Source organism: Pseudomonas sp. GW821-FHT02H06, assembly GCF_059421525.1.
In genome coordinates, this window is record NZ_JBWKVD010000005.1 from 219605 (window position 1) to 246407 (window position 26803).

The following is a 26803-nucleotide window of genomic DNA, read 5'->3' on the forward strand; positions in this document are numbered from 1 at the left end:
CTCGATGGCTCAGAGCACCGTCCACAGCGAATCGAATTCCTGCTCCGGGCCGCCGGCGTCTGGCGTCGCAACCTTCTTCGGTCCTTCAAGAATCTGATACTCAAACTGGTTGTAGCTGCCCGTCGTCGCACGACGATTGCTCAGGCTCGCGCGTCGCTGTTCGCCACTGGTATTGATCAGCACCTTGGAGCCGTCCTCGAACGGCAGGCGCGGAGCGATGACCGTCGCTGGCACGTCGATGGCGCGAACTTCCGGCAACAGCAACGCGCGCAAAAACTGACTGCTCTGCTCGGCACGGGTCAGTTGCATGCCACATGCCTGAGCGAAAGGGGCTATGAGTTCGACACCCATCTGCATGCCACCGCCACGGACCTGCCGCACCCAGCGGACCACCGCGATGCTCCAGCCGTGCCCATGGTCCTGAATGCCGATCATCTCACCGGCCTGCAACTGGTCCGGGACTTCCTTCGGCCAGGCCAGGCAGTAGCCGCCCGGACTGTGATTGACGATGTGCAGCGTGTACGTTGGAAAACTCTTTTGCCCGTCGGACGCCGCATTGCCTTCAGCGTCATCACGTTTGTATTCGATTTCCTCGAACGGCAACATGCTGTCGGACGTGCCATTGCGTTGCGCGTCCGCCGTCTCCGCCCACGGATCATGCTTGGCCGGCTTCAAAGGCTGCAACGTGTATTCGGCGACTTTGGACAGGGTCGACATTTGCAGCAGGTCGCTGAAAGACTGCTGGCCGCCGACGTAATAATGCAGAGCGCTCATGCCCACGCAGACGGTGAGGGTGCCTTGCCCCGGGGTGCGTTGAAACGCACGTTCTGACACATCACCCCAAGCAGCGGCAAGGTGCTGGAGGACGTCGATGGACAACCCCGGTGGCACTTTCAGTGCGGATTTCGAGCGTTCTTCAACAGGCGTTTCGGTGTAGCGTTCCAGAGCAGCCGACAGGGGACGGGGGTCGATGCCGAGCAGGTTCGGCCGCTGATCATCGTCGTAAAGCGCGGCATAGCGCGGCGCCGTGTCCGTGCCCGGCGACACCGCGTACAGGCTGTGGCTGTCCAGCGGCTGCTGCAGCGTGACCATCGCGCTCCACGCATCCAGCGCCTCTGCCAGCTTGCCGATGTTGTGCTGGCGCATCTGATTACAGCGCGAGCAGCCCATCAGCAGCGCGACGACGTAAGTCTGTTCAACGGTCATCGCCTGGGTGTTGTGGGCGAGGCTGTCGGCGACGGGCACGTTGTGCAACTGATGCTGGCGGGCGATCTGATAGATCTGGTGCAGCTCAAGCCACAGGCCGTCCTGCACCGGGCAGTAAAGCTGATTGGCGCGGATCAGCGGGCCGTTCAGGCAGCTGAGCGCGCGCTGAAGGGCGGTGGTCAGCAGGCCGATGCGGTCTTTGCTGAGCTTGACGGCCACCCGCGCGATGATCTGTTTGTAGCCAATGGCGAGGTGGTTTTGCAGGGCCTGGCACAGATTGGCGACCTTGCGCGGACGCTCTTCGAGAACCACGGACTGGTTCAGGAAGTGACGCTCCAGATGCTTGCACACGAAAAAAACTTCCGGGCGAAGCAGTTCAAGGAGCTGCATGCGGTTGTCGCTGGGGGTGAGCAACTGGTTCAGCTCGCCGAGCCCTTGATAGAGCTGGCGGGCCATTTCACCGAGATTGGCCTTGGGCAGCGTAGCGATCCAGCGCTTCAAGTCTTTGGGCGTCGCGTCACAGAACGACAGGCTCGACTGCGTCGGCACAGGTGCGCGCAACAACAGTGGAAGACTTAAATTACTCATGTGACCGGCAAACTCCAACGACGACAGGACTGAACGGCGGCGTCCAACTCCGGGGGCAAGCACCCTCGCCGAGCGAAAAGAGCACGTTTACGTCCACTGAAAGCGAAGTTTCCTACAGCGCTGACAACTGGACTTTAGCAGCATCCTGCAACGGTCGCAGCCTGGGCACATTGTCCTGCGCCCAGCCCCGGCAATCCCTGGTTAAGCGTGATGTGGCGCGACGGCTTAAAGCAGTTCGCGCCAGAAAAACAGCATCACGCCTCTCGGGTAAGAGTTAAGGCAAGAATCAGGCCTGCAATGGCAGCGCGATGCCCTGACCCATCTGAACGGCAGAACCGGCCGCCAGCAGCTCGGACCACTTCACCTGATTGGGCCCGAACAGCACGATGGCCGTAGAACCCAGTTTAAAGCGACCCAGCTCGGCGCCTTTTTCCAGATGAATGGGTGCGCGCGCGGCTTCGTCGTAACGGAAAGTCTTGAGCTCGCGTTTCGGCGGCGTGACCAGACCGGCCCAGACGGTTTCGATCGAGGCAACGATCATGGCACCGACCAGCACGACGGCCATCGGTCCGCGTTCGGTGTCGAACAGGCACACGACGCGTTCGTTACGGGCGAACAGCTCCGGTACGTTTTCCGCCGTGGTCTGGTTTACCGAGAACAGCCGGCCGGGCACATAGACCATCTCGCGCAGGGTGCCGGCGAGCGGCATGTGAACACGGTGATAGTCCTTCGGCGACAGGTAAACGGTGGCGAATTCGCCACCCATGAACGGCGTGGACAGGCGCGCATCGCCGCCGAGCAGTTCCAGTACGCTGTAGCTATGGCCTTTGGCCTGGAAGATGCGGCCGTGTTCAATTGGGCCCAGTTGGCTGACCGCGCCATCGGCGGGAGAAAGGATCGCGCCCGGCGTTGGGTCCAGTGGACGCGCGGCCGGTTTGAGGGCGCGGGTGAAGAAGTCGTTGAAGTGCGGGTACCCGGTGATGTCCTCGACCTGAGCCTGGGACATGTCGACCTGGTAGCGTCGCGCAAACCATTGGGTGAAGGCATTTTTGAACCAGCGCACGCGGCATTCGGCCACGCAGCCCGCCAGTTGCGACAGCAGATGATGGGGAAGCAGATACTGGAAAAGGATAAACAGACGCTGTTTCATCAAGATTCCTAAAACGTTTGAAAAAGGGAATACGGATTTATGCCACGTCGGGCGCCGATTATTTCTCGACAGGGGTGTCCGGATGGTTGCCCCACTCGCCCCATGAGCCTGCGTAGCCCTTGACCCTCGGGTAACCCAGCGCCTTGGCCACCAGATAGGTGAAGCCCGAACGATGATGGGTCTGGCAGTGGGTAATGATTTCTTTCTCCGGGGTAATGCCCAGGTCTTTGAGGATCTGCGGCATGTCCTTGCGGATGCGCAGGTGGCGTGCCTGGTCCATGCCGGCAGTCCATTCAAAGTTCACGGCGCCGGGAATATGACCCCCCTTGGCGGCGACGACTTTCTCGCCGGAATATTCAGTTGGCGCGCGAGCGTCCCAGATCGCCAGGTCATCGGCGCCGAGGCGGCTTTGCAGGTATTCGCGGCTGGCCGTGGGCTCGTCGTGCAAGGTGAGCGAGACCGGACCGCCGACTGCCTGTGGCACCTCTGACGACAGCGGCAGACCTTCGGCCTGCCAGGCGAGCAGGCCACCGTCGATATAGTGATACTTTTTGTGTCCGATGACGTCTAGCAGCCAGATGAAGCGGCCGGCCCAACCGCCGCCTTCGTCGTCGTAGACCACGTACACCGCCTCGGGGTTGTGGCCCAGCTCGCCGAACAACGCTTCAAGATGGGTGTGCGAGGGCAGCAGTCCCGGCGCAGGTGGCAGGCCCAGTTGCGTGCGTTTCGGATCGACGAATCGCGCGCCGGGAATGTGGCCGGCCTCGTAGCGGGCCGGGCTGGTCAGGTCGACCAGAATCAGCTCTGGCGCGCTGAGGCGTGCTTGCAGGTCTGCGGGCTCGATGACCAGCGGCAGGCTTGAAAAGGCAGACATCTAGCGTCTCCGGATCGCGAAAAGGTTGCGAATTGTAGCTCAGCCGTCAGCCATTGCGATGGCTAAAGGTGGTCAGCGCTTTCTCGATGCACTGACCGGTTTTTCCGAACGCCTGGACGGACACTTCGGAAAACGGCCCCCCGCCCTGATCAGCCACCACCATCATCACCACACGGCCATTGCTGGCCAGTGAGCGAATCAGCAGGTTTTCGCCGCTGAACAGATTGCGCAGCTGCGGCGGCAGCAGCGCCGAGAACTGAGCGTTGTTGGCCGGTGTCAGGCGCAATTGCGTGGGTTGGGCGAGCAGGCGTTGCAGCACGGTGCTGTCTTTGTAGGGCACCAGCAACGCAGCGGCCGACTTGTCCACGCCCGCGATCTGATGCACGCGCAGGCTGTCGGTCTTGCGATCGGTCATCAGCAACACCACTCGTTGCATGCCTGCGGCTACCAATGCATCCCGGGCGCAGGTGGTCAGGTGTATCGCGTTGATGAAAATGCCGGGCTCTTTCAACAGATCGGCGCAGTGCTTGCGCCACAGCTGCAAGGCGTCGGGCGAGGGGGGCGGGGCAGGCAGCAAGCCTTTATGTACTCGTCGTGCACTCCACGGCCAAAGCAAAGCCTGCGCCGGGTGCCAGATATCCAGGCCGGAATGCTGGCGAGCGCTGGCCGCCGCATTCTGGTGAACCTGCTGCTGGAGATGATCCAGTGACTGTTGCAGATACAGGCTGGTCAGCAATTGCCAGCGCAGGTTATGCGGCGTTTCCCAGGCCTGGTGCGCCGACAGCGCGAGGCCGTTGGCCAGCAGAATTGTATTGGCGGGCTGGTTAAGCCAGCGCCGCAGCGGCAGATCGGCGTCGAGTTGCTGTTGCTGCTTGAGTGGGTCGTTGTTGCTATGGGCGATGCGCAACACTTTCACCAGATTGCGTTGCTGGGAGGTCAGCAGTTCGTAGCCCTGGGTCACCCAGATCGGCAAGCGCCAGTGCTGCGCCAGCCCCTGACACAAACGCACCAGCCGCACGCCAAACAGTGCCTGCTCCACGGTCTTGGCAGATTCGCCCTTGTGGATAACCCGCAATTCCCATTCTTCCAGCAGTTTGGGGTGGGCCAGCGCCAACGGCCAGAGGGGCGAGAGAAACAGCAGGCTGCCCAGATGGATGTCCTGCCACAGCCGGGCCAGTTGATTGGCGAACAGGCCGTAAGCCTGTTGCATGGCGTGCTGACTGATCAGTTGTATCTGGCGCAGCGCCATGGGGATATCCCGTGCATCGACACTCGGCAACCGCGCCAGCAGCGCCTCGGTACGCGCCAGACCCAGGCGGTTGATGGCGACTTCAAGACTCTCCGCAGGCTGAGCCGTGGCGGGGCTGTTCAGGTTGGCTTCGCGCAAAACGTTGAGCACCAGCGCCGGGCTGTCCTGCATGAGATCGGCAATATCGCGCAGCGAGCGGCGGCTGTCGGTCAATGCCGCCTGCACGCGCTGATACGCCACCGCTGGCACCGGCAAGGCGATGCTGTCGAGCTGCTTTATCCAGGTATCGAGGGTGCGCGGAACAGGGAGCGAAGTAGCTTTATCTGATTGCATTCACAACACCCGTACGGCTGGGAGGTTTTGATCAATGTCGGGTACTGGCATCATGCTGGCCCTCATGGACGCAACGTCCTGCGCCACGCATCGGTCAGCATTTTCCTGTGATCTGACTATAGTCTGGCGCATTCATGCCGATAAGCAGGACAAGAGTTTCAAGCGCTTCTCGCACAATGACCATGAACCCGACTCAGTAAGTATTCTCTACCTATGGCAAAAATTATCGGCATCATCGTCGTTTTCGCGAGCGTTCTCGGCGGATACGTACTGTCCCACGGTCAGATCGCTGCGTTGATCCAGCCTTTCGAGGTCATGATCATCGGCGGTGCGGCGCTGGGCGCATTCCTGCAAGCCAACCCGGGCTATATGACCATGCTGGTCATCAAGAAGTCCTTGAAGATGTTCAGCACCCGGTTCACCCACGGCTACTACCTCGAAGTGCTGGGCCTGGTCTACGAGATCCTCAACAAGAGTCGCCGCGAAGGCATGATGGCCATCGAAGGCGACATTGAAGAGCCCGAGAACAGCCCGATTTTCGCCAAATACCCTGGCGTGCTCAAAGACACCCGCATGATCGCTTTCATCTGCGATTACCTGCGCATCATGTCTTCCGGCAACATGGCGCCCCACGAGCTGGAAGGCTTGTTCGACATGGAACTGCTGAGCATGAAAGAAGAGCTCGAGCATCCTTCCCACGCAGTGACCGGTGTCGCCGACGCCATGCCGGGTTTCGGTATCGTTGCTGCGGTACTGGGTATCGTTGTGACCATGGCCTCCCTGGGCTCCGGCGACAAAGCGGCGATCGGTATGCACGTCGGTGCGGCGCTGGTCGGTACGTTCTTCGGTATTCTCGCGGCGTACGGTTTCTTCGGTCCGTTGGCCACTTCCCTGGCCCACGATGCCAAGGAAGAAATGAACGTCTATGAATCGATCAAGGCTTCGCTCGTAGCGTCAGCGTCCGGCGTGCCGCCTTCGCTGGCCGTGGAGTTCGGTCGCAAGGTTCTGTATCCGGCCCATCGCCCCAGCTTCAGCGAGCTGGAACAAGCTGTCCGCGGTCGTTGATCCATGGAAAATAATCAGCCGATTATCATAAAGCGCGTCAAGCGCTACGGCGGGGGGCATCACGGCGGCGCCTGGAAAATCGCCTTTGCCGACTTCGCGACGGCGATGATGGCGTTCTTCCTGGTGCTGTGGCTGATGTCGTCGGCCACCCCCGAGCAACTGCTCGCCATCGCCGGTTACTTCAAGGACCCGGTCGGTTTTTCCGACAGCGGCTCGCCCTATGTGATTGACCTGGGCGGTTCGCCGGAAATGTCCCCTAACCAGACGCTCAACCCGGAAGTGCAATCCACGCCTGCGCCGGATCGCGTGCCCGTTGATGCAGACCAACAGGATGCCGCCGCCGAGCAGGTCGAGCAGGACCGTCTGGAGATGTTGCTGCAAGAGTTGCAGACCAAGATCAACGAGAATCCGCAACTGGCGAAGTTCAAGGACCAGATTCTGTTCGAGATCACTCAGGACGGTTTGCGCGTCCAGATCATGGACGCCGAAAACCGCCCGATGTTTGACATCGGCAGCGCGAAGCTCAAACCGTATTTCGAAGACATCTTGCTGGCCATGGCCGACACCATCAAAGCCGTGCCGAACAAAGTCAGCATCAGCGGACACACCGACGCGACGCCCTTTGTTGGTAACAATGGCTTCGGTAACTGGGAGCTGTCCTCCGGTCGAGCGAATGCCGCACGCCGGGCGCTCGTCGCGGGAGGATATCCGGATCAGCAGGTGGCGCGCGTAGTGGGTTATGCGTCTTCGGCACTGTATGACAAGGAGCACCCGCAAAACCCGATCAACCGTCGCATCGACATTGTGGTGATGACCAAGAAAGCGCAGCAGCGGATCGAAGGCGCGCAGAATTCAGGCGAAGCACCGCAAACCCCGGATGCACCAGGAGCTCCTGCGCCATCGCCTGTACCTGGCGCTGCAGCGCCGGCCAATCAGCCGGGGGCGTCCACTTCCACACCTGCCGTTGACCCACAGGCTTATGCCCAGCCCCACGAGATCCGGCAGAAACTGAACATCTTCGATCAGGGCCAGTTGAAGATCGACGACACCAAGAATTGATACTGGGTTGCAGACACAAAAACGCCGCGATGATCGCGGCGTTTTTGTGTGCGCGTTTCATTCAACGGGCCCGCAGTCAGTAGGAGCGGCTTCAGCCGGGAAGGCCTGAATCGGATTGGCCACTACCGCTGAATCAATAACTGCTTTCCGGCAAGCTCGCGATGATCGAGCGATAGCTGTTCATGCGCTGCTGCTGCACGCGTCCGTCTGCAAGGCCCTGCAACAACGCACAACCGGGTTCGCGGTCGTGTTTGCAGTCGCGGAAGCGGCATCGGCCGAGCAGGTCGTTGAACTCGATAAAGCCCGCTTCGACGTCGGCACGGCTGACGTGGCCCAGGCCGAATTCACGAATACCCGGTGAGTCGATCAGGTCGCCGCCGCGCGGGAAGTGGAAAAGGCGCGCGGTGGTCGTGGTATGCGTGCCTTGACCCGAATACTCCGACAACGGCCCGACGCGGGTGCCGACTTCCGGCAGCAGGCTGTTGACCAGCGAGGATTTGCCGACGCCGGACTGGCCGACGAACACACTGATGTGGCCATCCAACTGGTCCTGCAATTGCTGCATGCCGTCGCCGTGGTGGGCCGACACTTCCAGCACCGGGTAACCCAGCGTGCGATAAACGGCCAGCAGCGCATTGAGCGCCGGGGCGTTCTGATCGTCGATCAAGTCAAACTTGTTCAACAGCAACAGCGGGCGAATCCCCGCGTGCTCGGCAGCCACCAGGTAACGATCGATCAGGTTGGCATGGGGTTCGGGCATCGGTGCGAAAACGATGACGATCAGGTCAACGTTGGCGGCGACCGGCTTGAGCTGGCCCCGGCTGTCCGGGCGGCTCAGTTCTGTATCGCGGGGCAGTTGCGCAACGATCACGCCGATGCCCTGATTGCCCGCGCGCCAGACAACTCGGTCGCCGGTCACCAGTGCTGGAAGGTTGGCGCGCAAGTGGCAGCGGAAAACCTGACCCTGCAGCTCGCCTTCCTGCGCTTCGACTTCTACCTGCACGCCAAAATGCGCGATGACCAGCCCCGTTTGTTCGGGACCGAGATCGCCGCCTTCCAGCGTTTCGAGAGCGGTTGATTCACGTTTTGCGGCACGCGCTGCGCGTTCGCCCTGAATCTTTTCGATGCGCCAGTTCTGGCGGCGATTGAGTTGGCGTTTGGCCATGGGTGTTCAGTGTTCCGTTTGAAGACGCATAAAGGTGCTTATTTGATAAAGCGCGAGCGAGTCTAGCACGCCCGGGTGGGCTAAACTGCGCGCCAACGCTGAGGAGCCGACATATGCAGAACAAACAGAATCTGATCTGGATCGACCTGGAAATGACCGGTCTGGACCCTGATAACGACGTCATCATCGAGATGGCAACGATCATCACCGACAGCGAACTCAACACCCTGGCCGAAGGCCCGGTCATCGCGGTTCACCAGAGCGATGAGCTGCTGAACGGCATGGACGAGTGGAACACCCGCCAGCACGGTGGCTCCGGTCTGACCCAGCGCGTGCGCGAAAGCAAGATTTCCAACGACGAAGCCGAGGCCATGACGCTTGAGTTCATCAAGCAGTGGGTTCCCGAGCGCAGTTCGCCCATCTGCGGCAACAGCATCTGCCAGGATCGTCGCTTCCTGTACAAGCGCATGCCGACGCTGGAAAACTACTTTCACTACCGCAACCTCGACGTCTCGACGCTTAAGGAGCTGGCCGCACGTTGGTCGCCTGATCTCAAGTTCAAGAAGGGCAGCACTCACCTGGCGCTGGACGATATCCGTGAGTCGATCGCCGAGCTGCGTTTCTATCGCGAGCACTTCATCAAGTCCTGATGAGAGGGCGCCGGCGGCCAAGCGCGGTCGCCTGGAGAGGACGCAAAGCTAAACGCTCTCTTTTGGTGCCCCGGTCGAGTGGTTAGACTGCGCCCCTTTCTCGCAGGGACTGCCGCCATGTTGTTGATGCTCTACCTGATCGCTATTACGGCCGAGGCCATGACCGGCGCGCTGTCCGCAGGCCGTCGCGGCATGGACTGGTTCGGCGTGGTGCTGATCGCGTGCATCACGGCATTGGGCGGCGGTTCGGTTCGCGACGTGCTGCTGGGGCATTACCCGCTGACGTGGGTCAAGCACCCTGAATATCTGATCCTCACCAGCGTCGCGGCGCTGGTGACGATTTTCATCGCACCGCTGATGCGCCATCTGCGCTCGCTGTTTCTGGTGCTCGATGCGCTGGGGTTGGTGGCGTTCACATTGATCGGCTGCATGACCGCGCTGGACATGGGCTTGAGCATGACCGTCGCCGCCGTGAGCGGGGTGATTACGGGCGTGTTTGGCGGGATTTTGCGGGATATTTTCTGCAACGACATCCCTCTCATCTTCCGCCGCGAGCTGTATGCCAGCGTGTCGTTCGCCGCCGCGTGGTGCTTTTTACTGTGTCAGTACGCCGGCTTGCCGGTGGAGCAGGGCACGCTGATTACTCTGTTTGGCGGGCTGTTGCTGCGGCTGCTGGCGATCAGGTTTCGCTGGGAAATGCCGAAGTTTGTTTACAAGGATGGGCATTGAGTCAGCGCGTTATTACAGCAAGCGTCCTGGGGCCCTGGCTTCATGCTGCCGCAACGCCCATTCCACATGCTCGCGCACCATCTCTGACGGATGCTCCCGCCGCGCTTTCAGCGCTTCGATCACAGGGATGCTAGACGGCGCGTTACCCAGCCCCACGGCCAGATTTCTGAGCCACCGCTCATACCCGGCGCGCCGCAACGGTGAGCCTTCGGTGTTGCTCAGGAAGGTCGTTTCATCCCACAAAAAAAGCGTCGTCAATTCGGCGTTATCCAGGCCGTGGCGCGGCTTGAAGTCTGTCTGATCGGTGGGCCGGGCGAAGCGATTCCACGGGCAGACGATCTGGCAGTCATCGCAGCCAAACACCCGATTGCCGATCAGTGAGCGCAAGTCTTCGGGGATCGACGTCTTTAGCTCGATGGTCAGGTAGGAAATGCACTTGCGCGCATCCAGTACGTAGGGCCCGACGAACGCATTGGTCGGGCAGACGTCCAGGCACGCCGTGCAGCGCCCGCAATGCTCGGTAGCGTGTGGCGCGTCTACCGGCAGCGGCAGGTCGACGAACAGTTCGCTGAGGAAAAAATAACTACCGGCCTTGCGATTGAGTACCAGGGTGTTCTTGCCGATCCAGCCCAGCCCGGCCTGTTCGGCGATGGCCTTCTCCAGCACCGGTGCGCTGTCAACGAACGCGCGAAACCCGAACGGACCGATCGCCTGTTGAATACGCTCCGCCAGTTGCTGCACGCGCTTGCGGATCAGTTTGTGGTAATCACGGCCCAGCGCGTAACGGGAAACGTAGGCTTTCTCGGGCTGCCCCAGCAACTGAGCCATCTGCGTGTCGCCGGGAAGATAGTCCATGCGCAACGACACCACGCGCAGGGTTCCTGGCACCAGCTCGTCCGGATGCGAACGTTTGCTGCCATGCGCTGCCATGTAGTCCATCTCGCCGTGGTACCCGGCGTCGAGCCATCGCTCCAAGTGCTGCTCGTGCTCAGCCAGGTCCAGCCCCGAGATCCCGACTTGCTGAAAGCCAAGCTCGCGCCCCCACGCCTTGATCGATTGGGCAAGGTCGGTCAGCCCGGCCGCCGAGAGGGGCGTTGAGGCTGTGGATGGATCTACAGTTATCGCGGACATGCAAGGAGGACACCGGGGCGCAGGTGCGTATAATTCTGCCAGACATCGGAGCCCAAAGACGCATGTTGCACAGCAAACCCCCATTTCCCGACGCACTGTACAGCGCCGCTCAGGTCCGCGACCTCGATGCGCGCCTGATTGCCGCCGGCACGCCCGGCTTCGAGCTGATGCAACGGGCCGCCCATGCCGCGTGGCGGGCAATACGCCGCCGTTGGCCTGAGGACAAACAGCTGACCGTAATGGCCGGTCGCGGCAATAACGCAGGTGACGGCTATCTCATTGCTGCGCTGGCCCGACGTGCCGGTTGGCAAGTTAACGTGCTGGCCGTGGGTGATTGCGACGCGCTGGCCGGCGATGCCCGTTCGGCCTATGAAGAGGCCGTCGCCGCCAATGTCGATATTCAGTCATGGCAACAGCAGGCGCTGGCCGGCATCGTGGTCGACGCGTTACTGGGGACTGGACTGACGGGCGACGTGCGCGCGCCTTACGCTGCGGCCATTGAAGTCATCAACGACAGTGAGTTGCCCGTCATGGCCGTCGATCTCCCTTCGGGACTGTGCGCGGACACGGGGCGAACCCTCGGCTGTGCCGTTCACGCCGATCTGACCGTCACCTTCATCGGCCTCAAGGTCGGGCTGTTCACCGGCGATGCGCCCGAGCTGGTGGGTGAGCTGGTGTTCGATGACTTGCAGGCGGACGCCGAGATCATTCGGCAGACGCCAGTGAGCGTCAGACGGCTGGATACCTTCAATCTGCCTACCCTGGCCCCTCGCTCACGCACTGCGCACAAGGGCATGTTCGGCCGCGTGCTGGTGGTGGGCGGCGATCGGGGCTTCGGCGGCGCGGCATTGCTCACCACTGAAAGCACGCTGCGCACCGGCGCGGGCATGGTCACGCTGGCGACGCGGCCGGAACATGTCAGCGCCGCGCTGACGCGTTTCCCCGAAGTCATGAGCGCCGGCATCAGCTCGGCCAACCAGTTGCGCGCCTTGATCGAGCCCGCGTCGGTGCTGGTGGTCGGTCCGGGCCTCGGTCAGCACAGTTGGGGGAAAAGCCTGTTGTCGGCGGCTGCCAACGCGCCGTTGCCGCAGGTCTGGGATGCCGACGCATTGAATGAGCTGGCGACCGGCGCGGTGCAGTTGCCCGATGGCTGCGTGATCACCCCGCATCCTGGCGAAGCCGCGCGGCTGCTGGGCACCGATACCAAACACATTCAAGCCGATCGTCCGGCTGCGGCGCGGGCGCTGGCTAAAAAATTTAACGCTGTATGCGTTTTAAAAGGCAGCGGCAGCCTGATCGCCAACCCTGCCGGTGACCTCTCACTGGCCAATCATGGCCATCCGGCGATGGCGACCGGCGGGCTGGGCGATGTGCTGTCCGGTGTCATCGGCGCGCTGATGGCGCAAAAGATGACCGCCTACGACGCTGCCTGTCTGGGCGTCTGGCTGCACGCCCTCGCCGGTGAGCAATGTGGCGCCAGCGGGCGAGGGCTTGCTGCCGCTGATCTGATTCCTGTTATTCGCCAGCTTCTGGAGGAGCACCAACCGTGTCTGAGCTAACCCTGGAGCTCATGGGTGAAGAGGCCATGACCCACTTCGGCGCACGTATTGCCCAAGTGACTGAAAGCAATGGGATTATTTTTCTGGAGGGCGATCTGGGGGCGGGCAAGACCACGCTGTCCCGAGGGATCATTCGCGGCCTTGGCCATACTGGCGCGGTTAAAAGTCCGACGTTTACGCTGGTAGAACCTTACGAAATTGGGAGAAACCGCGCGTATCACTTTGATCTCTACCGACTTGTTGATCCAGAAGAGCTAGAATTCCTCGGCATCCGGGACTATTTCGAAGGCGATGCCCTTTGTCTCATCGAATGGCCCAATCTTGGTGCAGGCTTTTTGCCAAAGCCTGACCTGATCATTACCATAAGGCCGCTCGATCAAGGTCGAGCGCTGACGCTGAGCCCTAAAAGCTCCCGTGGTGAGCAGTGGTGTGCCGCTTTGGCGCCGTCGTTTAAATAGAAATTCATTAGATATGGGGTTTGGTATGCGCATGCGCGCGCTGGTTACTGTGATTGGACTGCTGCTGGCGACACTGGCTGTCGACGCGTTGGCCGCTTCACAGGTACGAAGTGTCCGCTTATGGCGTGCTCCGGATAACACTCGGCTGGTTTTCGACCTGTCTGGCCCCGTTCAGCACAGCGTCTTCACGCTGCAGTCCCCTGATCGTCTGGTCATTGATATCAATGGCGCCACCCTGGGTGGCGCGTTGAATGTGCCGACGGCCAATACGCCGATCACCAGCATGCGCTCGGCGCAGCGCACGCCTGACGACCTGCGCGTGGTCATCGACCTGAAAAAGGCGGTGACACCAAAGAGTTTCACCCTCGCGCCGAACCAGCAATACGGCAACCGTCTGGTCGTCGATCTGTACGACAACGCCGCCGATGCCAATCCGCCGCCGTCGGTTGCCGATACCCCGGCCACCGCTGCTCCGGCGACGCCCGCGGTCCCGGTCAGCCCGTCCAAGCCTGAAATCAAACTCACCCCTGTGCCGAATGGCAAGCGTGACATCGTCGTCGTCATCGATGCCGGTCACGGCGGCGAAGACCCAGGCGCGTCCGGCGGCCGCGGTGAGAAAGAAAAGAACGTCGTGCTCGCGATTGCCAAGGAGCTGCAGCGCCAGATCAACGGCGAGAAGGGCTATCGCGCAGAGCTGACCCGCACCGGCGACTACTTCATCCCGCTGCGTAAGCGCACGGAAATCGCACGGGCCAAGGGCGCTGATCTGTTCGTCTCCATTCACGCCGACGCGGCGCCTTCCTCGGCGGCGTTCGGGGCGTCGGTGTTTGCTTTGTCCGAGCGCGGCGCGACTTCTGAGACCGCACGCTGGCTGGCGGACAGTGAAAACCGTTCCGACTTGATCGGGGGCGCCGGGGCCGTGAGCCTCGATGACAAAGACCGCATGCTCGCCGGCGTACTGCTTGATCTGTCGATGACCGCGTCGCTGACTTCAAGCCTCAACGTCGGCCAGAAGGTTCTGACCAACATCGGCCGCGTGACCTCGTTGCACAAATCCCGCGTCGAGCAGGCTGGCTTCATGGTGCTGAAGTCGCCGGACATTCCGTCGATTCTGGTCGAGACCGGCTTTATCTCCAACGCGGCGGAAGCGAACAAGCTGGAAGGTGCAAGCCACCAGCAGGCGTTGGCGCGTTCCATTACCGCCGGCGTGAAGCAGTTCTTCCAGCAGAATCCGCCGCAAGGTACGTACATCGCCTGGCTGCGGGACAACGGCAAACTCGCCATGGGTGCGCGCGAGCACACGGTCCGTCCCGGCGAATCGCTGAGCATGATCGCGGCGCGCTACGACATGACCATGCCGATGCTTCGCACCGCCAATCATCTGAGTTCTGACGAATTAAAAGTCGGCCAGCAACTGAGAATCCCCAGCGCAGAACTGGCAGGTGAGCCGTGACTGACCTGTTGCTCGGTGATCAGGAGCTGGATGTCAGCGTCAGCGCCGACTTACCTGCGGCAGAAGCCGCACGTATCCAGCTGCTCAGCCCACGGCTTGCCAACCAGATTGCTGCGGGCGAGGTCGTCGAGCGACCGGCATCAGTAATCAAGGAACTGCTCGAAAACAGCCTCGATTCCGGCGCGCGTCGTATCGATGTCGACGTTGAGCAGGCCGGCATCAAGCTGCTGCGGGTTCGCGACGACGGTGGCGGCATTTCTTCGGATGACCTGCCCCTGGCGCTGGCCCGACATGCCACCAGCAAAATCCGCGATCTGGAAGATCTTGAGCGCGTCATGAGCCTTGGCTTCCGGGGTGAGGCGCTGGCATCAATCAGCTCCGTGGCCCGTCTGACCCTGACGTCGCGCACCCGCGATGCTGATCAGGCGTGGCAGGTCGAGACCGAAGGCCGCGACATGGCTTCTCGCGTTCAGCCTGCTGCGCACCCTGTCGGCACCTCCGTGGAAGTGCGCGACCTGTTCTTCAACACCCCTGCGCGGCGCAAGTTTCTCAAGGCCGAGAAAACCGAGTTCGATCATCTCCAGGAAGTCATCAAGCGCATGGCGCTGGCGCGTTTCGACGTGGCCTTTCACTTGCGCCATAACGGCAAGACCGTCCTGAGCCTGCACGAAGCGCGCGATGACGTATCGCGTGCGCGACGAGTGTCGGCTATTTGCGGCCCCGGGTTTCTGGAACAGGCGCTGCCGATCGAGGTCGAGCGCAACGGTTTGAGGTTATGGGGTTGGGTCGGACTGCCGACATTCTCCCGCAGTCAGGCCGATCTGCAGTATTTCTTCGTCAATGGCCGTGCGGTCCGCGACAAACTGGTTGCCCACGCGGTGCGTCAGGCTTATCGCGACGTATTGTTCAACGGCCGGCATCCGACCTTCGTGCTGTTTTTCGAAGTCGATCCGGCGGTCGTCGACGTCAACGTCCACCCGACCAAGCATGAAGTGCGGTTCCGAGACGGGCGCATGGTTCACGATTTCCTCTACGGAACGCTGCATCGGGCGCTCGGCGATGTACGGCCTGAGGATCAGCTTGCAGGTACGACCTCGGTCACCGCGCTGGTGAGACCAAGCGGGCCGGATGCCGGCGAGTTCGGGCCCCAGGGCGAAATGCGCCTGGCCAATAACGTGCTCGAGACGCCGCAGGGTCAGGCCTGGAACCCGCCCGCCGGATCCGCCCCCGGCTCTGGCAGCGGCGCAGGTTATCAGTATCAGTACACGCCGCGGCCGTCGTCGGTGCTTCCGGCTGAAGAGGCGCGTGCCGCTTACAGCGAATTCTTTGCCCCGCTGCCCGGCGCACAGGCTCCGGTGGGTGCAGGCAGCGTCGCGTTGCCCGACTCCCAAGGCGATGTGCCGCCGCTGGGTTATGCCCTCGCTCAGCTCAAGGGCATTTATATCCTCGCGGAAAACGCCCACGGCCTGGTGCTGGTGGACATGCACGCGGCCCACGAGCGGATCATGTACGAACGTTTGAAGATCGCCATGGCCAGCGAAGGCCTGAGCGGTCAGCCGCTGCTGGTGCCGGAGTCCATCGCGGTCAGCCAGCGTGAGGCCGACTGCGCCGAAGAGCATATGACGACCTTCCAGCAACTGGGCTTCGAATTACAGCGCCTGGGGCCAGAGACGCTCGCGATCCGGCAGATCCCCGCGCTGCTCAAGCAGGCTGAGGCGAATCGACTGGTGCACGACGTGCTGGGCGATCTGATGGAGTACGGCACCAGCGACCGTGTTCAAGCGCACATGAATGAGCTGCTGGGCACCATGGCGTGCCACGGCGCGATTCGCGCCAACCGGCGGCTGGCTATTCCGGAAATGAACGGCTTGTTGCGTGACATGGAAAACACCGAGCGCAGCGGTCAATGCAACCACGGACGGCCCACCTGGACTCAGCTGGGTCTGGATGATCTGGACAAACTATTCCTGCGCGGTCGCTGATGAGTGCTCTTCCTCCGGCCATCTTCCTGATGGGGCCGACCGCCGCCGGGAAAACCGATCTCGCCATCGAGCTGACCAAGGTGCTTCCGTGTGAGCTGATCAGCGTGGATTCCGCGCTGGTCTATCGCGGCATGGACATTGGCACCGCCAAGCCATCAAAAGCACTTCTGGAAAAGCATCCGCACCGGCTCATCGATATCCTCGACCCCGGCCAAAGCTACTCTGCGGCGGATTTTCGAACCGATGCCTTGCAGGCGATGGGGGAAATTACCGCCCGGGGAAAAATTCCCCTGCTGGTGGGCGGCACGATGTTGTATTTCAAGGCTCTACTGGAAGGCCTGGCCGATATGCCTGCGGCTGACGCCGAGATTCGTGCGCAGATTGAGGCGCAAGCGGCCAGTCAGGGTTGGCAGGCATTGCATGATGAGCTGGCGAGCGTCGATCCGGTGTCGGCAGCGAGAATTCACCCCAACGATCCTCAGCGGCTGGTTCGTGCGCTGGAAGTCTTTCGGGTGAGCGGAATGAGCATGACCGCGCACCGTGAACAACAAAGTGCGCAAAGTGCTCAAGCGAGCGCTTCGGGGCGTCATCAATTGCCCTATACTGTCGCAAATCTCGCGATCGCACCGACGGATCGCAAGGTGCTCCACGACCGAATTGCTGTGCGTTTCAGGCAAATGCTTGATGAAGGATTCGTTGAAGAAGTCGTAGCGCTACGTTCGAGGGGTGATCTGCACTCGAATTTACCGTCTATAAGAGCTGTAGGGTATCGCCAGGTCTGGGATCATCTGGACGGCAAGCTGACTCGGGATGAGATGCAGGAGCGCGGCATCATTGCCACGCGCCAGCTGGCCAAGAGGCAGTTCACCTGGTTGCGCAGCTGGCAGAATTTGCACTGGTTGGACAGCCTGGCTAGCGACAATCTGTCACGCGCCTTGAAATACCTGGGGTCGGTCTCCATATTGAGCTGAGTCCTTGCAATAGCCGTCTATCCTTGGGGGATAGCCTTCGGGAGGTAGCGGCCCAAGCCAACGTTTTCGAAATTTATTCTATTGATCCTTAAAGGAGTGCGGCACATGTCAAAAGGGCATTCGCTACAAGACCCTTACCTGAACACTTTGCGTAAAGAAAAGGTTGGGGTTTCGATCTATCTGGTAAACGGCATCAAGCTGCAAGGCACTATCGAATCTTTTGACCAGTTCGTTATTTTGCTGAAGAACACTGTCAGCCAAATGGTCTACAAACACGCCATCTCGACTGTCGTTCCTGTCCGCCCGATTCGTCTGCCTAGCGCTACCGAATCCGAGCAGGCTGACGCCGAGCCAGGTAACGCCTGATAGGAGTCTGCTTTGTTCTTTGAGCGCCACAGTGGTGGTGAGCGGGCGATCCTCGTTCACTTGGATGGTCAGGACCCTGAGGCGCGCGAAGATCCGCAGGAGTTCAGGGAACTGGCGCTGTCGGCCGGTGCCGATATTGTCTCGTTCGTCAACGTGCCAAGACATCGGCCTACGGCCAAGTATCTGGTGGGCAGCGGCAAGGTCGAGGAATTACGCGACCTGGTCAAAACCGAAAAATCAGATATCGTCATCTTCAATCATGTCCTTACACCCAGTCAGGAACGTAACCTCGAACGTGTTTTCGAGTGTCGCGTGCTTGACCGTACGGGCCTGATTCTCGACATCTTCGCCCAACGGGCGCGCACCCACGAAGGCAAGCTGCAGGTCGAACTGGCCCAGCTTGAGCACATGAGTACGCGGCTGGTCCGTGGCTGGACTCACCTTGAGCGTCAGGGCGGTGGTATCGGTCTGCGCGGCCCGGGTGAAACCCAGCTTGAAACCGACCGACGTCTGTTGCGTGTGCGCTTGCGTCAGATCAAGGGCCGGCTTGAAAAAGTCCGCAGTCAGCGTGATCAGGCTCGTCGTGGCCGGTCCCGCGCCGATATCCCTACGGTGTCGATCGTCGGCTATACCAACGCCGGCAAGTCAACGCTGTTCAATGCGGTGACCGACTCCGACGTCTATGCGGCCGATCAACTGTTCGCGACCCTCGACCCGACCCTGCGCCGCCTTGAAGTCAAAGACCTCGGGCCGATTGTGCTGGCCGATACGGTGGGTTTTATCCGCCATTTGCCGCACAAGCTGGTCGAGGCCTTTCGGGCTACGCTCGAAGAATCGAGCAACTCCGATCTGCTGCTGCATGTGATCGACGCTCACGAGCCCGATCGCCTTGAGCAGATCGAGCAGGTCATGGTGGTGCTGGGCGAGATTGGCGCCCAGGACTTGCCGATGCTCGAGGTCTATAACAAACTCGATCTGCTCGAAGGGGTGGAGCCGCAGATTCAACGCGATGCCGATGGCAAGCCGCAGCGGGTCTGGGTTTCTGCCCGTGACGGACGCGGTCTGGATTTGCTCAGGCAAGCCATCGCCGAAGTATTGGGCAATGATCTCTTTGTGGGGACGTTGCGCCTGACGCAGGAGTTCGCCCGGTTGCGCGCCCAGTTTTTCAACTTGGGCGCGGTGCAGAGCGAAGAACACGACGAAGAAGGCCAGAGTCTTCTGGCTGTTCGGTTACCCCGAGTTGAATTCAATCGCCTGGTGAGTCGCGAAGGACTGCAGCCGCTCGAATTCATCGAGCAACACACTTTGCAATAAAAGCCTGACAAAGCGGTTGTACCGCTTTGACGGGCATTCTGTAGCATTGGTCGGCGCGCCGCGGGCGCGTCTTTGCTTTATCAGATGGAGAGCGCTATGGCTTGGAATGAGCCGGGTGGCAACTCGAATAATCAGGATCCTTGGGGTGGTAAGCGCAAGGGCGGCGACCGCAAGGGGCCACCGGATCTCGACGAGGCCTTCCGTAAGCTGCAGGAAAGCCTGAATGGGTTGTTCGGTGGTGGCAAGAAACGCAGTGGCGATGGCGGCGGCAGCGGCGGTGGATCGAGCAAGGGCGGTGGCCTTGGCCTGCTCGGCATCGGTCTGGTCGTGCTGCTCGCCATATGGCTGTACAACGCAATCTATGTGGTCGACGAGCAGGAGCAGGCCGTTGTGCTGCGCTTCGGCAAGTACTACGAAACCGTCGGGCCGGGTCTGAACATCTATTTCCCGCCGTTCGATCGCAAGTACCTCGAAAACGTGACGCGCGAACGTGCGTACAGCAAGCAGGGCCAGATGCTCACCGAAGACGAGAACATCGTCGAAGTGCCACTGACCGTGCAGTACAAAATTACCAATCTGCAGGATTTCGTGCTGAACGTTGATCAGCCTGAAGTCAGCCTGCAGCATGCGACCGAAAGTGCCTTGCGTCATGTCGTCGGTTCGACCGCCATGGATCAGGTGCTGACTGAAGGTCGTGAGTTGATGGCCAGCGAAATCAAGGAGCGGCTGCAGCGCTTCCTCGATACCTATCGCACCGGCATCACCGTGACTCAGGTCAACGTGCAGAGCGCTGCGGCGCCACGTGAAGTCCAGGAAGCGTTCGATGACGTGATCCGCGCCCGTGAAGACGAGCAACGCTCACGCAACCAGGCTGAAACCTACGCAAACGGTGTGATTCCGGAGGCGCGTGGTCAGGCTCAGCGTATCGTCGAAGACGCCAACGGTTATCGCGATGAAGTGGTCTCTCGGGCCAAGGGTGAGGCAGACCGTTTTACCAAGCTGGTCGCCGAGTACCGCAAGGCACCGGAAGTCACGCGTGAGCGTCTGTATCTGGACACCATGCAGGAAGTCTTCAGCAACACCAGCAAGGTACTCGTGACCGGCGACAAAGGTCAGAACAACCTGCTTTACCTGCCGTTGGACAAAATGATCGATAGCAGCCGTAACGGTTCCAATTCGTCTACCGCCGGCGGCGCAGCTGCTGCACCGGCAGACCCGGGCTCACGGGCAGCGGACATGCAACAGCAGCGTGACACGCGCACTAGGGAGACTCGCTGATGAGCAATAAATCTCTGGTTGCCCTGATTGTCTGCGTCGTGTTGGCCGTGGTCGCATGGAACAGCTTCTACATCGTCGCTCAGACCGAGCGCGCGGTGCTCCTGCAGTTCGGTCGCGTGGTTCAGGCGGATGTTTCGCCAGGTCTGCATGTGAAGATTCCTTACGTGAATCAGGTGCGCAAGTTCGATGGTCGCTTGATGACCCTCGATGCGCCGACTCAGCGTTTCCTGACGCTCGAAAAGAAAGCCGTGATGGTTGATGCCTATGCCAAGTGGCGTGTGAAGGACGCTGAGCGTTTCTACACCGCGACATCCGGCCTGAAGCAGATCGCCGATGAGCGCCTTTCCCGTCGTCTCGAGTCTGGTTTGCGCGACCAGTTCGGCAAGCGCACCCTGCACGAGGTGGTTTCAGGTGAGCGTGACGCGTTGATGGCTGACATCACTGCGTCGCTCAACACCATGGCCGGCAAAGAGCTGGGCATCGAAGTGGTCGATGTTCGGGTCAAGGCCATCGATTTGCCGAAGGAAGTGAACCGCAGCGTGTTCGAGCGCATGAGCACCGAGCGTGAGCGTGAAGCCCGCGAGCATCGCGCCAAGGGTAACGAACTGGCTGAGGGCATTCGTGCCGACGCCGATCGTCAGCGCCGCGTTCTGTTGGCTGAGGCGTATCGCGAGTCTGAAGAGGCCCGCGGTGATGGTGATGCTCAGGCGTCCGCGATCTACTCCAAGGCCTACGGTCAGGATCAGGAGTTCTACGCGTTCTACCGTAGCCTTCGCGCCTACCGTGAAAGCTTCGCCAACAAAAGCGACGTGATGGTGCTTGACCCAGGCAGCGAGTTTTTCCGCTATCTGCAAAAGTCCAAGCCGTAATCGCATCAGCACTTGATCACTCCGCCGGGCGGCAAAACTGCCCGTCGGGGTGATCGCGCGACAAAACGTGTGTATGATGCGGCAGCCGGGAAATTCCCGGCTTTTTTGCGTCTGCACGATTGATTGGCCGTGGCGTGTTCCGTGCGCGGCAGTTTTTTCGAGGACAGTGTTCACGCTATTGCGGCGCATCAGGCAGGGGAGGTTTCCTTGTCCTGCGCCCGTAGAATGCTGTCTGCTTCACTCAAGGCTTGCCCAAGGGCCGGCCGCCCGGATCATAGGGGAAAGGCGTAATGGCAACGGTTGACCGCTGGCTGCTGCCGGATGGCATCGAAGAAGTACTGCCGCCGGAAGCTGCGCGTATTGAAGTCGCGCGTCGTCAGGTGCTGGATCTGTTTCAGAGCTGGGGCTACGAGTTTGTCGTCACCCCGCACATCGAATACCTCGAATCGCTGCTCACCGGTGCGGGCCAGGATCTGGATCTGCGCACCTTTAAAGTCGTCGACCCGCAATCGGGTCGGCAGATGGGGTTCCGCGCGGACATCACGCCGCAGGTCGCCCGCATCGACGCGCATACATTGCGCCGTGAAGGCCCGAGCCGTCTCTGCTACGCAGGCAGCGTGCTGCATGCCCAGCCGCGTGCGTTGTCGTCCTCGCGCAGTCCGATCCAGCTGGGTGCCGAGTTGTACGGCGATGCGAGCCCGAGCAGCGACGTCGAAGTCATCAGCCTCATGTTGGCGATGCTGCAACTGGCTGACGTGCCGGACGTCCATATGGACCTGGGCCACGTCGGGATTTACCGCGGCCTTGCCCGCGCTGCCGGGTTGTCCGGCGAAGTCGAGCAACAGCTGTTTGATGCACTTCAGCGCAAAGCCATCGACGAGGTCATTGCGTTGACCGAAGGTCTGTCGGCGGATCTGGCCAGCATGCTGCGCGCGCTGGTGGATCTGTGTGGCGACCGTAGCGTGTTGGCGCAGGCTCGCGACCGTCTGGCGAATGCGCCGGCGCCGGTCATCGAAGCGCTGGATGATCTGCAGGAAATCGCCGAACGTCTGTCGGCCCGGTTTCCTGAGCTACCGTTGTATTTTGACCTCGGCGAATTGCGCGGCTACCACTACCACACCGGTGTGGTGTTTGCGGTGTTCGTCCCGGGTGTTGGCCAGTCGATCGCTCAAGGCGGTCGGTACGATGACATTGGTGCCGACTTCGGTCGTGCGCGCCCGGCAACGGGTTTTTCCACCGATTTGAAAACCCTGGTCACACGCGGTCAGGCGCAGATCGAGCTACCGTCAGGCGGTATCTGGATGCCGGACAGCACTGATGCGGTGCTGTGGCAGAAGGTCTGTCAGCTGCGCGCAGAAGGTCAGCGTGTGGTTCAGGCCTTGCCAGGCCAACCGGTTTCAGCGGCGCAAGACGCCGACTGCGATCGGCAATTGATTCAGCAGGGCGAGCTTTGGCAGGTAATGCCGCTGGCCTCTTGAGTTTCCCCGCCGGCCGCTGCCGGCACCAAGTTTGCGCGAATGAGGACAAGTGTTATGGGTAAGAATGTCGTAGTCCTGGGCACCCAATGGGGTGATGAGGGCAAAGGCAAGATCGTTGATCTGCTGACCGAACATGCAACCGCGGTAGTGCGCTATCAAGGCGGCCACAACGCTGGCCACACGCTGGTGATCGACGGCGAAAAAACCGTCCTGCACCTGATTCCGTCCGGCGTCCTGCGCGAAGGCGTGCAGTGCCTGATCGGCAACGGTGTGGTTGTTGCGCCTGATGCACTCATGCGCGAAATCACCAAGCTGGAAGAGAAAGGCATTCCGGTGCGCGAGCGTCTGCGCATCAGCCCGTCCTGCCCGCTGATCCTGTCCTATCACGTGGCCCTTGATCAGGCCCGTGAAAAAGCCCGTGGCGAGCACAAGATCGGCACGACCGGTCGTGGCATCGGCCCGGCTTACGAAGACAAGGTTGCGCGTCGTGGCCTGCGCATCGGTGATCTGTTCCACCGCGAACGCTTCGCCGCCAAGCTGGGCGAGCTGCTGGATTACCACAACTTCGTTCTGGTGAATTACTACAAAGAGCCGGCCATCGACTTCCAGAAGACACTCGACGAGTGCATGGAATACGCCGAGCTGCTCAAGCCGATGATGCTCGACGTGACCGCCACGCTGCACGAAATGCGTCGCGCCGGCAAAGACATCATGTTCGAAGGTGCCCAGGGTTCGTTGCTGGACATCGACCACGGTACCTACCCGTACGTCACCAGCTCGAACACCACTGCCGGCGGCATCGCCACCGGTTCGGGCATGGGTCCGATGTACCTAGATTACATCCTGGGCATCACCAAGGCCTACACCACTCGCGTGGGTTCGGGTCCGTTCCCGACGGAGCTGTTCGACGACGTCGGCGCATTTCTGGCCAAGCGTGGCCACGAGTTCGGTGCAACCACCGGCCGTGCCCGCCGCTGTGGCTGGTTCGACGCCGTTATCCTGCGTCGCGCCATCGACGTCAACAGCATCTCGGGCATCTGCCTGACCAAGCTGGACGTGCTTGACGGTCTCGAGACCATCAACATCTGCGTGGGCTACAAGAACGAGAACGGTGCAGTGATCGACGCCCCGACCGACGCTGACAGCTACATCGGCCTGGAGCCGGTGTACGAAGAAGTGCCGGGCTGGTCCGAGTCGACCCTGGGTGCCAAGACCCTGGAAGAGCTGCCTGCCAACGCTCGCGCTTACATCAAGCGCCTTGAAGAACTGGTTGGCGCACCGATCGACATTATTTCGACGGGCCCTGATCGCAACGAGACGATCGTTCTGCGTCATCCGTTCGATTGATAAGTCGTTGAAACACAAACAAAGGATCGCTTCGGCGGCCCTTTGTTTTGTCCGTCGGCTTGCACCTCCATTCAATCCCGCCACTGCGGCACGACCCTTGCTGTGATTCCACGTATTACGTGATGCCAACATTTTAATGGCGTGTGTTGTGGGGGATTTCCTGTGTCGGCTGTTACTTCTCTTCTACGCAGTCGCTTGCTGCGACCCGTATTCATTGCTCTTGGTATTGCCCTTGTGGTGCAGGTGCTGGTTGCCGTCGCCCTCACTCGGAGCACCGTTACTGCGCTCGAAGCTGAACTGGCGGCGCGGCTGAGTGTAGATTCGCAACACTTGGCCGACGAACTGGAACAGGCAAGCGGCGACGTAACGTCCAGTCTGGACAGTCTTTCGCAAAATACACGTCAGCGCCTGAGCGCGGGCCTGTCGACGCGTCTGAAAGATGAACAGAAGCAACTGCGTGCGACGCTGGAGAAAGACCTTCGGGATTCAGCGACGGACATGGCCGAGCTGCTGGCTGCTGTCGCGCCACGGGCGATGTGGGATGGCGATACGCCGACGCTGTCAGAGTTCGCGCGCCGTGCGCAACGCAATCCGAACGTGCTTTTTGTGGTCTACGACGATGCTCAAGGTGAGCACCTGACGCGTTATCTGAATCGCGAGAACGAATCGATCAAGGCCCTGCTGGCGAAAGGCGAGGGCGAGCGTGCCATGGACAAGGTCCTGAATGCGGCGCAGAAGGATCCTTCGGTTTATTACGTCGAGGCGTCGATCAGCCCCAACGGCGTAGAAATCGGCAAAGTACGCATGGGCGTATCGACCACGTCGGTGGAAGAGAATCTGGCGGCGCTGGACAAACGCTTCGTTGCGTTGATCGGCAGCGGTGATCAACTGGTTTCGGAAAGTCTGGGCGGCGCTGCGGCCGAGAGTTCTGCCGCATTGCGCTCGCGTCTGCAAACGGCGCAATCGTCGGCCACTGCGATGGCAACCAATACCAGTTCCGCCGTACAAGAGGCTGCGTCCACGTTGCGCTGGAGAATCGGCGTCGGGCTGTCTCTGGTGGGACTCGGTGTGCTGGTGGTGTTGGCCATCGTGCTGGGGCGCCGCGTCGTGTTGCGCTTGCAGTTGCTCAATCGTGCGCTGGATGATCTGGCAGCAGGCGAAGGCGATCTGACCAAGCGCGTCAAACTCAACAGCAACGATGAGATAGGCGATATGGCTGCGGCGGTGAACCGCTTCGTAGACAAATTGCAGCCGATCGTTCGAGAGGCGGGCGATGTGGCGCAACAGACGGGGGTTGAGATCGGCGCCATGAGCAAACGCAATGCGGGCGCCGGCGCTGCCGCCGAGTTGCAGCGTGATGAAGTGGCTGCCAGCCTTCAAGCGCTGGCGCAGATGGCTGACGAGGCGCAGGCCGAGAGCCAGGCGATGCAGGCAGCATTGCGGCAGGTGGTGGACATTCGTCAGGCGACCGATGAAAACACACGCACCTCCAATCAGGTGGGCAGCCTGATTGAGGCGCTGGCCGGGCAGGTGGAGACCGGCTCCCAGGTCATCGAGCGGCTGGCGCAGCAAAGCCAGCAGATTGAAGTGGTGCTGGAAGTGATCCATGGCATCGCCGAGCAAACCAACCTGCTTGCCCTCAACGCGGCCATTGAGGCAGCGCGTGCGGGCGAGACCGGTCGAGGTTTCGCCGTTGTCGCCGATGAAGTGCGCGCGTTGGCGAGCAAGACGCAAAGCTCAACGGGCGATATTCAGGAACACATCGCCAAGCTGCAGTCCGGGGCACGCGAAGCGGTGGCAACGATTGGTCTGGCCGGGCGTCAGGCCAAAGAAGGCTTGGCGGTATTAAAGGACAGCGCGCGGCTACAGCAGTCGGTGCAGTTGTCTGTCGAGCAGGTTCATGCGGCGATTGGCTTGGCGACTCGTGCGGCAGAGCATCAGGCTCAAGGCGCGCAAGCGGTGCGGGGGCGTGTAGAAGTCATTCACGCTCAAGCCGAGAAGGCTGCGCAGGCCGTGGTGGAAACAACCGCCAGCGGCAAGACGCTGGACAGGCTTGCTGCTCAGCTCAAGGCGAGTCTTGGGCAGTTCCGCGCGTAGTCGCCTGTACGGACCGGGGTATTGCAGCCCCCCAGAAAGCACAAAACCGAGCACTTGGCTCGGTTTTGTTTGTTTGGTGCCCAGAAGAAGACTCGAACTTCCACGACCTTGCGGTCACCAGCACCTGAAGCTGGCGTGTCTACCAATTTCACCATCTGGGCATGGCGCTGATTTAATTAGATTTTTCTTGGGAGTGCAACTGAATTTTTGAATTTCTTCGGGAGGCGGTTGAGCGATTCAGTTGCCGCGTGGGACAGGGCAGGGAGAAGTGATCTACGCTGAGGGCAGTTTTGCCAGGCTTGACTTTTCAAACCGCAAAATGCACAAAACCGAGCCTAAGCTCGGTTTCGTTGAATTGGTGCCCAGAAGAAGACTCGAACTTCCACGACCTTGCGGTCACCAGCACCTGAAGCTGGCGTGTCTACCAATTTC

Annotated in this window: 22 protein-coding genes and 1 tRNA gene; 16 read left to right on the forward strand and 7 right to left on the reverse strand. The window is 60.8% G+C overall.

All coding sequences use genetic code 11. The features are described from left to right. Positions 1–9: 9 nt before the first annotated feature. From AC07VF_RS11030 to AC07VF_RS11045, 4 genes are all read right to left on the reverse strand, one after another. Complete coding sequence (locus AC07VF_RS11030; protein WP_495008527.1) at positions 10–1794, reverse strand: cyclic-di-GMP receptor FimW-related protein; 1785 nt, start codon at positions 1792–1794, stop codon at positions 10–12. Between the two features lie 286 nt (positions 1795–2080). Continuing rightward, positions 2081–2950, reverse strand: coding sequence for an archaetidylserine decarboxylase (gene asd, locus AC07VF_RS11035; protein ID WP_495008613.1), 870 nt, complete (start codon positions 2948–2950; stop codon positions 2081–2083). Positions 2951–3002: 52 nt separating this feature from the next. Further along, entirely contained in the window at positions 3003–3818 is an 816-nt protein-coding gene (locus AC07VF_RS11040) for a rhodanese-like domain-containing protein (protein WP_495008526.1), read from the reverse strand. A 46-nt stretch (positions 3819–3864) separates the two neighbouring features. Next, on the reverse strand, positions 3865–5400 hold the full coding sequence (locus AC07VF_RS11045) for an HDOD domain-containing protein (protein WP_495008525.1): 1536 nt from the start codon (positions 5398–5400) through the stop codon (positions 3865–3867). A 213-nt stretch (positions 5401–5613) separates the two neighbouring features. Here AC07VF_RS11045 and motA point away from each other — a divergent pair, with 213 nt between their 5' ends. Next, positions 5614–6465 (forward strand): flagellar motor stator protein MotA, encoded by an 852-nt coding sequence (gene motA, locus AC07VF_RS11050; RefSeq protein ID WP_037015764.1) that lies wholly within the window; start codon positions 5614–5616, stop codon positions 6463–6465. A gap of 3 nt (positions 6466–6468) precedes the next feature. After that, a complete protein-coding gene (gene motB / locus AC07VF_RS11055; RefSeq protein ID WP_495008524.1) occupies positions 6469–7524 on the forward strand; it encodes a flagellar motor protein MotB in 1056 nt (351 codons plus the stop codon). A 133-nt stretch (positions 7525–7657) separates the two neighbouring features. Here the strand turns inward: motB and rsgA are convergent, their stop codons facing one another. Continuing rightward, a complete protein-coding gene (rsgA, locus tag AC07VF_RS11060) occupies positions 7658–8689 on the reverse strand; it encodes a small ribosomal subunit biogenesis GTPase RsgA (RefSeq protein WP_192171099.1) in 1032 nt (343 codons plus the stop codon). A 113-nt stretch (positions 8690–8802) separates the two neighbouring features. On the opposite strand from rsgA, the gene orn reads away from it, so the two are divergent. Together orn and AC07VF_RS11070 are read left to right on the forward strand one after the other, a co-directional pair. Next, positions 8803–9339, forward strand: coding sequence for an oligoribonuclease (gene orn / locus AC07VF_RS11065; RefSeq protein ID WP_065987811.1), 537 nt, complete (start codon positions 8803–8805; stop codon positions 9337–9339). Between the two features lie 117 nt (positions 9340–9456). Beyond that, positions 9457–10068 carry a trimeric intracellular cation channel family protein gene (locus AC07VF_RS11070; RefSeq protein WP_122533826.1) on the forward strand — a complete coding sequence of 204 codons (612 nt, stop codon included), beginning with the start codon at positions 9457–9459 and terminating at the stop codon, positions 10066–10068. Between the two features lie 12 nt (positions 10069–10080). Here the strand turns inward: AC07VF_RS11070 and queG are convergent, their stop codons facing one another. Continuing rightward, positions 10081–11199: a tRNA epoxyqueuosine(34) reductase QueG gene (queG, locus tag AC07VF_RS11075; RefSeq protein ID WP_495008523.1), complete on the reverse strand. Its 1119-nt coding sequence runs from the start codon at positions 11197–11199 to the stop codon at positions 10081–10083. A 62-nt stretch (positions 11200–11261) separates the two neighbouring features. Here queG and AC07VF_RS11080 point away from each other — a divergent pair, with 62 nt between their 5' ends. The 12 genes from AC07VF_RS11080 (at position 11262) to AC07VF_RS11135 (ending at position 26371) form a co-directional block, all read left to right on the forward strand. Continuing rightward, positions 11262–12758 carry an NAD(P)H-hydrate dehydratase gene (locus AC07VF_RS11080; protein WP_495008522.1) on the forward strand — a complete coding sequence of 499 codons (1497 nt, stop codon included), beginning with the start codon at positions 11262–11264 and terminating at the stop codon, positions 12756–12758. Continuing rightward, a complete protein-coding gene (gene tsaE / locus AC07VF_RS11085; protein WP_192171096.1) occupies positions 12746–13216 on the forward strand; it encodes a tRNA (adenosine(37)-N6)-threonylcarbamoyltransferase complex ATPase subunit type 1 TsaE in 471 nt (156 codons plus the stop codon). The genes AC07VF_RS11080 and tsaE overlap by 13 nt, the downstream gene beginning before the upstream one ends. 13 nt (positions 13217–13229) lie before the next feature. After that, positions 13230–14669 carry an N-acetylmuramoyl-L-alanine amidase gene (locus tag AC07VF_RS11090; protein WP_197983590.1) on the forward strand — a complete coding sequence of 480 codons (1440 nt, stop codon included), beginning with the start codon at positions 13230–13232 and terminating at the stop codon, positions 14667–14669. Positions 14670–14695: 26 nt separating this feature from the next. Beyond that, on the forward strand, positions 14696–16651 hold the full coding sequence (gene mutL, locus AC07VF_RS11095) for a DNA mismatch repair endonuclease MutL (RefSeq protein ID WP_495008612.1): 1956 nt from the start codon (positions 14696–14698) through the stop codon (positions 16649–16651). Further along, on the forward strand, positions 16651–17622 hold the full coding sequence (miaA, locus tag AC07VF_RS11100; RefSeq protein WP_495008521.1) for a tRNA (adenosine(37)-N6)-dimethylallyltransferase MiaA: 972 nt from the start codon (positions 16651–16653) through the stop codon (positions 17620–17622). The genes mutL and miaA overlap by 1 nt, the downstream gene beginning before the upstream one ends. Before the next feature lie 105 nt (positions 17623–17727). Next, positions 17728–17988, forward strand: a complete 261-nt coding sequence (hfq, locus tag AC07VF_RS11105) for an RNA chaperone Hfq (protein ID WP_019691505.1) — start codon at positions 17728–17730, stop codon at positions 17986–17988. Between the two features lie 12 nt (positions 17989–18000). Further along, complete coding sequence (gene hflX, locus AC07VF_RS11110; RefSeq protein WP_192171093.1) at positions 18001–19302, forward strand: ribosome rescue GTPase HflX; 1302 nt, start codon at positions 18001–18003, stop codon at positions 19300–19302. A 96-nt stretch (positions 19303–19398) separates the two neighbouring features. Then, complete coding sequence (hflK, locus tag AC07VF_RS11115) at positions 19399–20580, forward strand: FtsH protease activity modulator HflK (RefSeq protein ID WP_192171092.1); 1182 nt, start codon at positions 19399–19401, stop codon at positions 20578–20580. Then, on the forward strand, positions 20580–21449 hold the full coding sequence (gene hflC / locus AC07VF_RS11120; RefSeq protein WP_122533818.1) for a protease modulator HflC: 870 nt from the start codon (positions 20580–20582) through the stop codon (positions 21447–21449). The genes hflK and hflC overlap by 1 nt, the downstream gene beginning before the upstream one ends. A gap of 290 nt (positions 21450–21739) precedes the next feature. Next, positions 21740–22927: an ATP phosphoribosyltransferase regulatory subunit gene (locus AC07VF_RS11125; RefSeq protein WP_495008520.1), complete on the forward strand. Its 1188-nt coding sequence runs from the start codon at positions 21740–21742 to the stop codon at positions 22925–22927. Positions 22928–22981: 54 nt separating this feature from the next. Next, positions 22982–24274, forward strand: coding sequence for an adenylosuccinate synthase (locus tag AC07VF_RS11130; RefSeq protein WP_122533816.1), 1293 nt, complete (start codon positions 22982–22984; stop codon positions 24272–24274). A gap of 162 nt (positions 24275–24436) precedes the next feature. Further along, a complete protein-coding gene (locus AC07VF_RS11135; protein WP_495008519.1) occupies positions 24437–26371 on the forward strand; it encodes a methyl-accepting chemotaxis protein in 1935 nt (644 codons plus the stop codon). A gap of 74 nt (positions 26372–26445) precedes the next feature. On the opposite strand, the gene AC07VF_RS11140 is transcribed toward AC07VF_RS11135, so the two are convergent. Next, a tRNA-Leu gene (locus AC07VF_RS11140) sits at positions 26446–26532 on the reverse strand. Positions 26533–26803: the final 271 nt, after the last annotated feature.

Coding starts and splice junctions, on each gene's coding strand:
- AC07VF_RS11090 (WP_197983590.1), top strand. CDS start 13,230: ATGGGGTTTGGTATGCGCATGCGCGCGCTGGTTACTGTGATTGGACTG.
- AC07VF_RS11045 (WP_495008525.1), bottom strand. CDS start 5,400: ATGCAATCAGATAAAGCTACTTCGCTCCCTGTTCCGCGCACCCTCGAT.
- miaA (WP_495008521.1), top strand. CDS start 16,651: ATGAGTGCTCTTCCTCCGGCCATCTTCCTGATGGGGCCGACCGCCGCC.
- hflC (WP_122533818.1), top strand. CDS start 20,580: ATGAGCAATAAATCTCTGGTTGCCCTGATTGTCTGCGTCGTGTTGGCC.
- queG (WP_495008523.1), bottom strand. CDS start 11,199: ATGTCCGCGATAACTGTAGATCCATCCACAGCCTCAACGCCCCTCTCG.
- AC07VF_RS11080 (WP_495008522.1), top strand. CDS start 11,262: ATGTTGCACAGCAAACCCCCATTTCCCGACGCACTGTACAGCGCCGCT.
- motA (WP_037015764.1), top strand. CDS start 5,614: ATGGCAAAAATTATCGGCATCATCGTCGTTTTCGCGAGCGTTCTCGGC.
- AC07VF_RS11125 (WP_495008520.1), top strand. CDS start 21,740: ATGGCAACGGTTGACCGCTGGCTGCTGCCGGATGGCATCGAAGAAGTA.
- hfq (WP_019691505.1), top strand. CDS start 17,728: ATGTCAAAAGGGCATTCGCTACAAGACCCTTACCTGAACACTTTGCGT.
- rsgA (WP_192171099.1), bottom strand. CDS start 8,689: ATGGCCAAACGCCAACTCAATCGCCGCCAGAACTGGCGCATCGAAAAG.
- AC07VF_RS11040 (WP_495008526.1), bottom strand. CDS start 3,818: ATGTCTGCCTTTTCAAGCCTGCCGCTGGTCATCGAGCCCGCAGACCTG.
- AC07VF_RS11070 (WP_122533826.1), top strand. CDS start 9,457: ATGTTGTTGATGCTCTACCTGATCGCTATTACGGCCGAGGCCATGACC.
- motB (WP_495008524.1), top strand. CDS start 6,469: ATGGAAAATAATCAGCCGATTATCATAAAGCGCGTCAAGCGCTACGGC.
- orn (WP_065987811.1), top strand. CDS start 8,803: ATGCAGAACAAACAGAATCTGATCTGGATCGACCTGGAAATGACCGGT.
- AC07VF_RS11130 (WP_122533816.1), top strand. CDS start 22,982: ATGGGTAAGAATGTCGTAGTCCTGGGCACCCAATGGGGTGATGAGGGC.
- hflK (WP_192171092.1), top strand. CDS start 19,399: ATGGCTTGGAATGAGCCGGGTGGCAACTCGAATAATCAGGATCCTTGG.
- AC07VF_RS11030 (WP_495008527.1), bottom strand. CDS start 1,794: ATGAGTAATTTAAGTCTTCCACTGTTGTTGCGCGCACCTGTGCCGACG.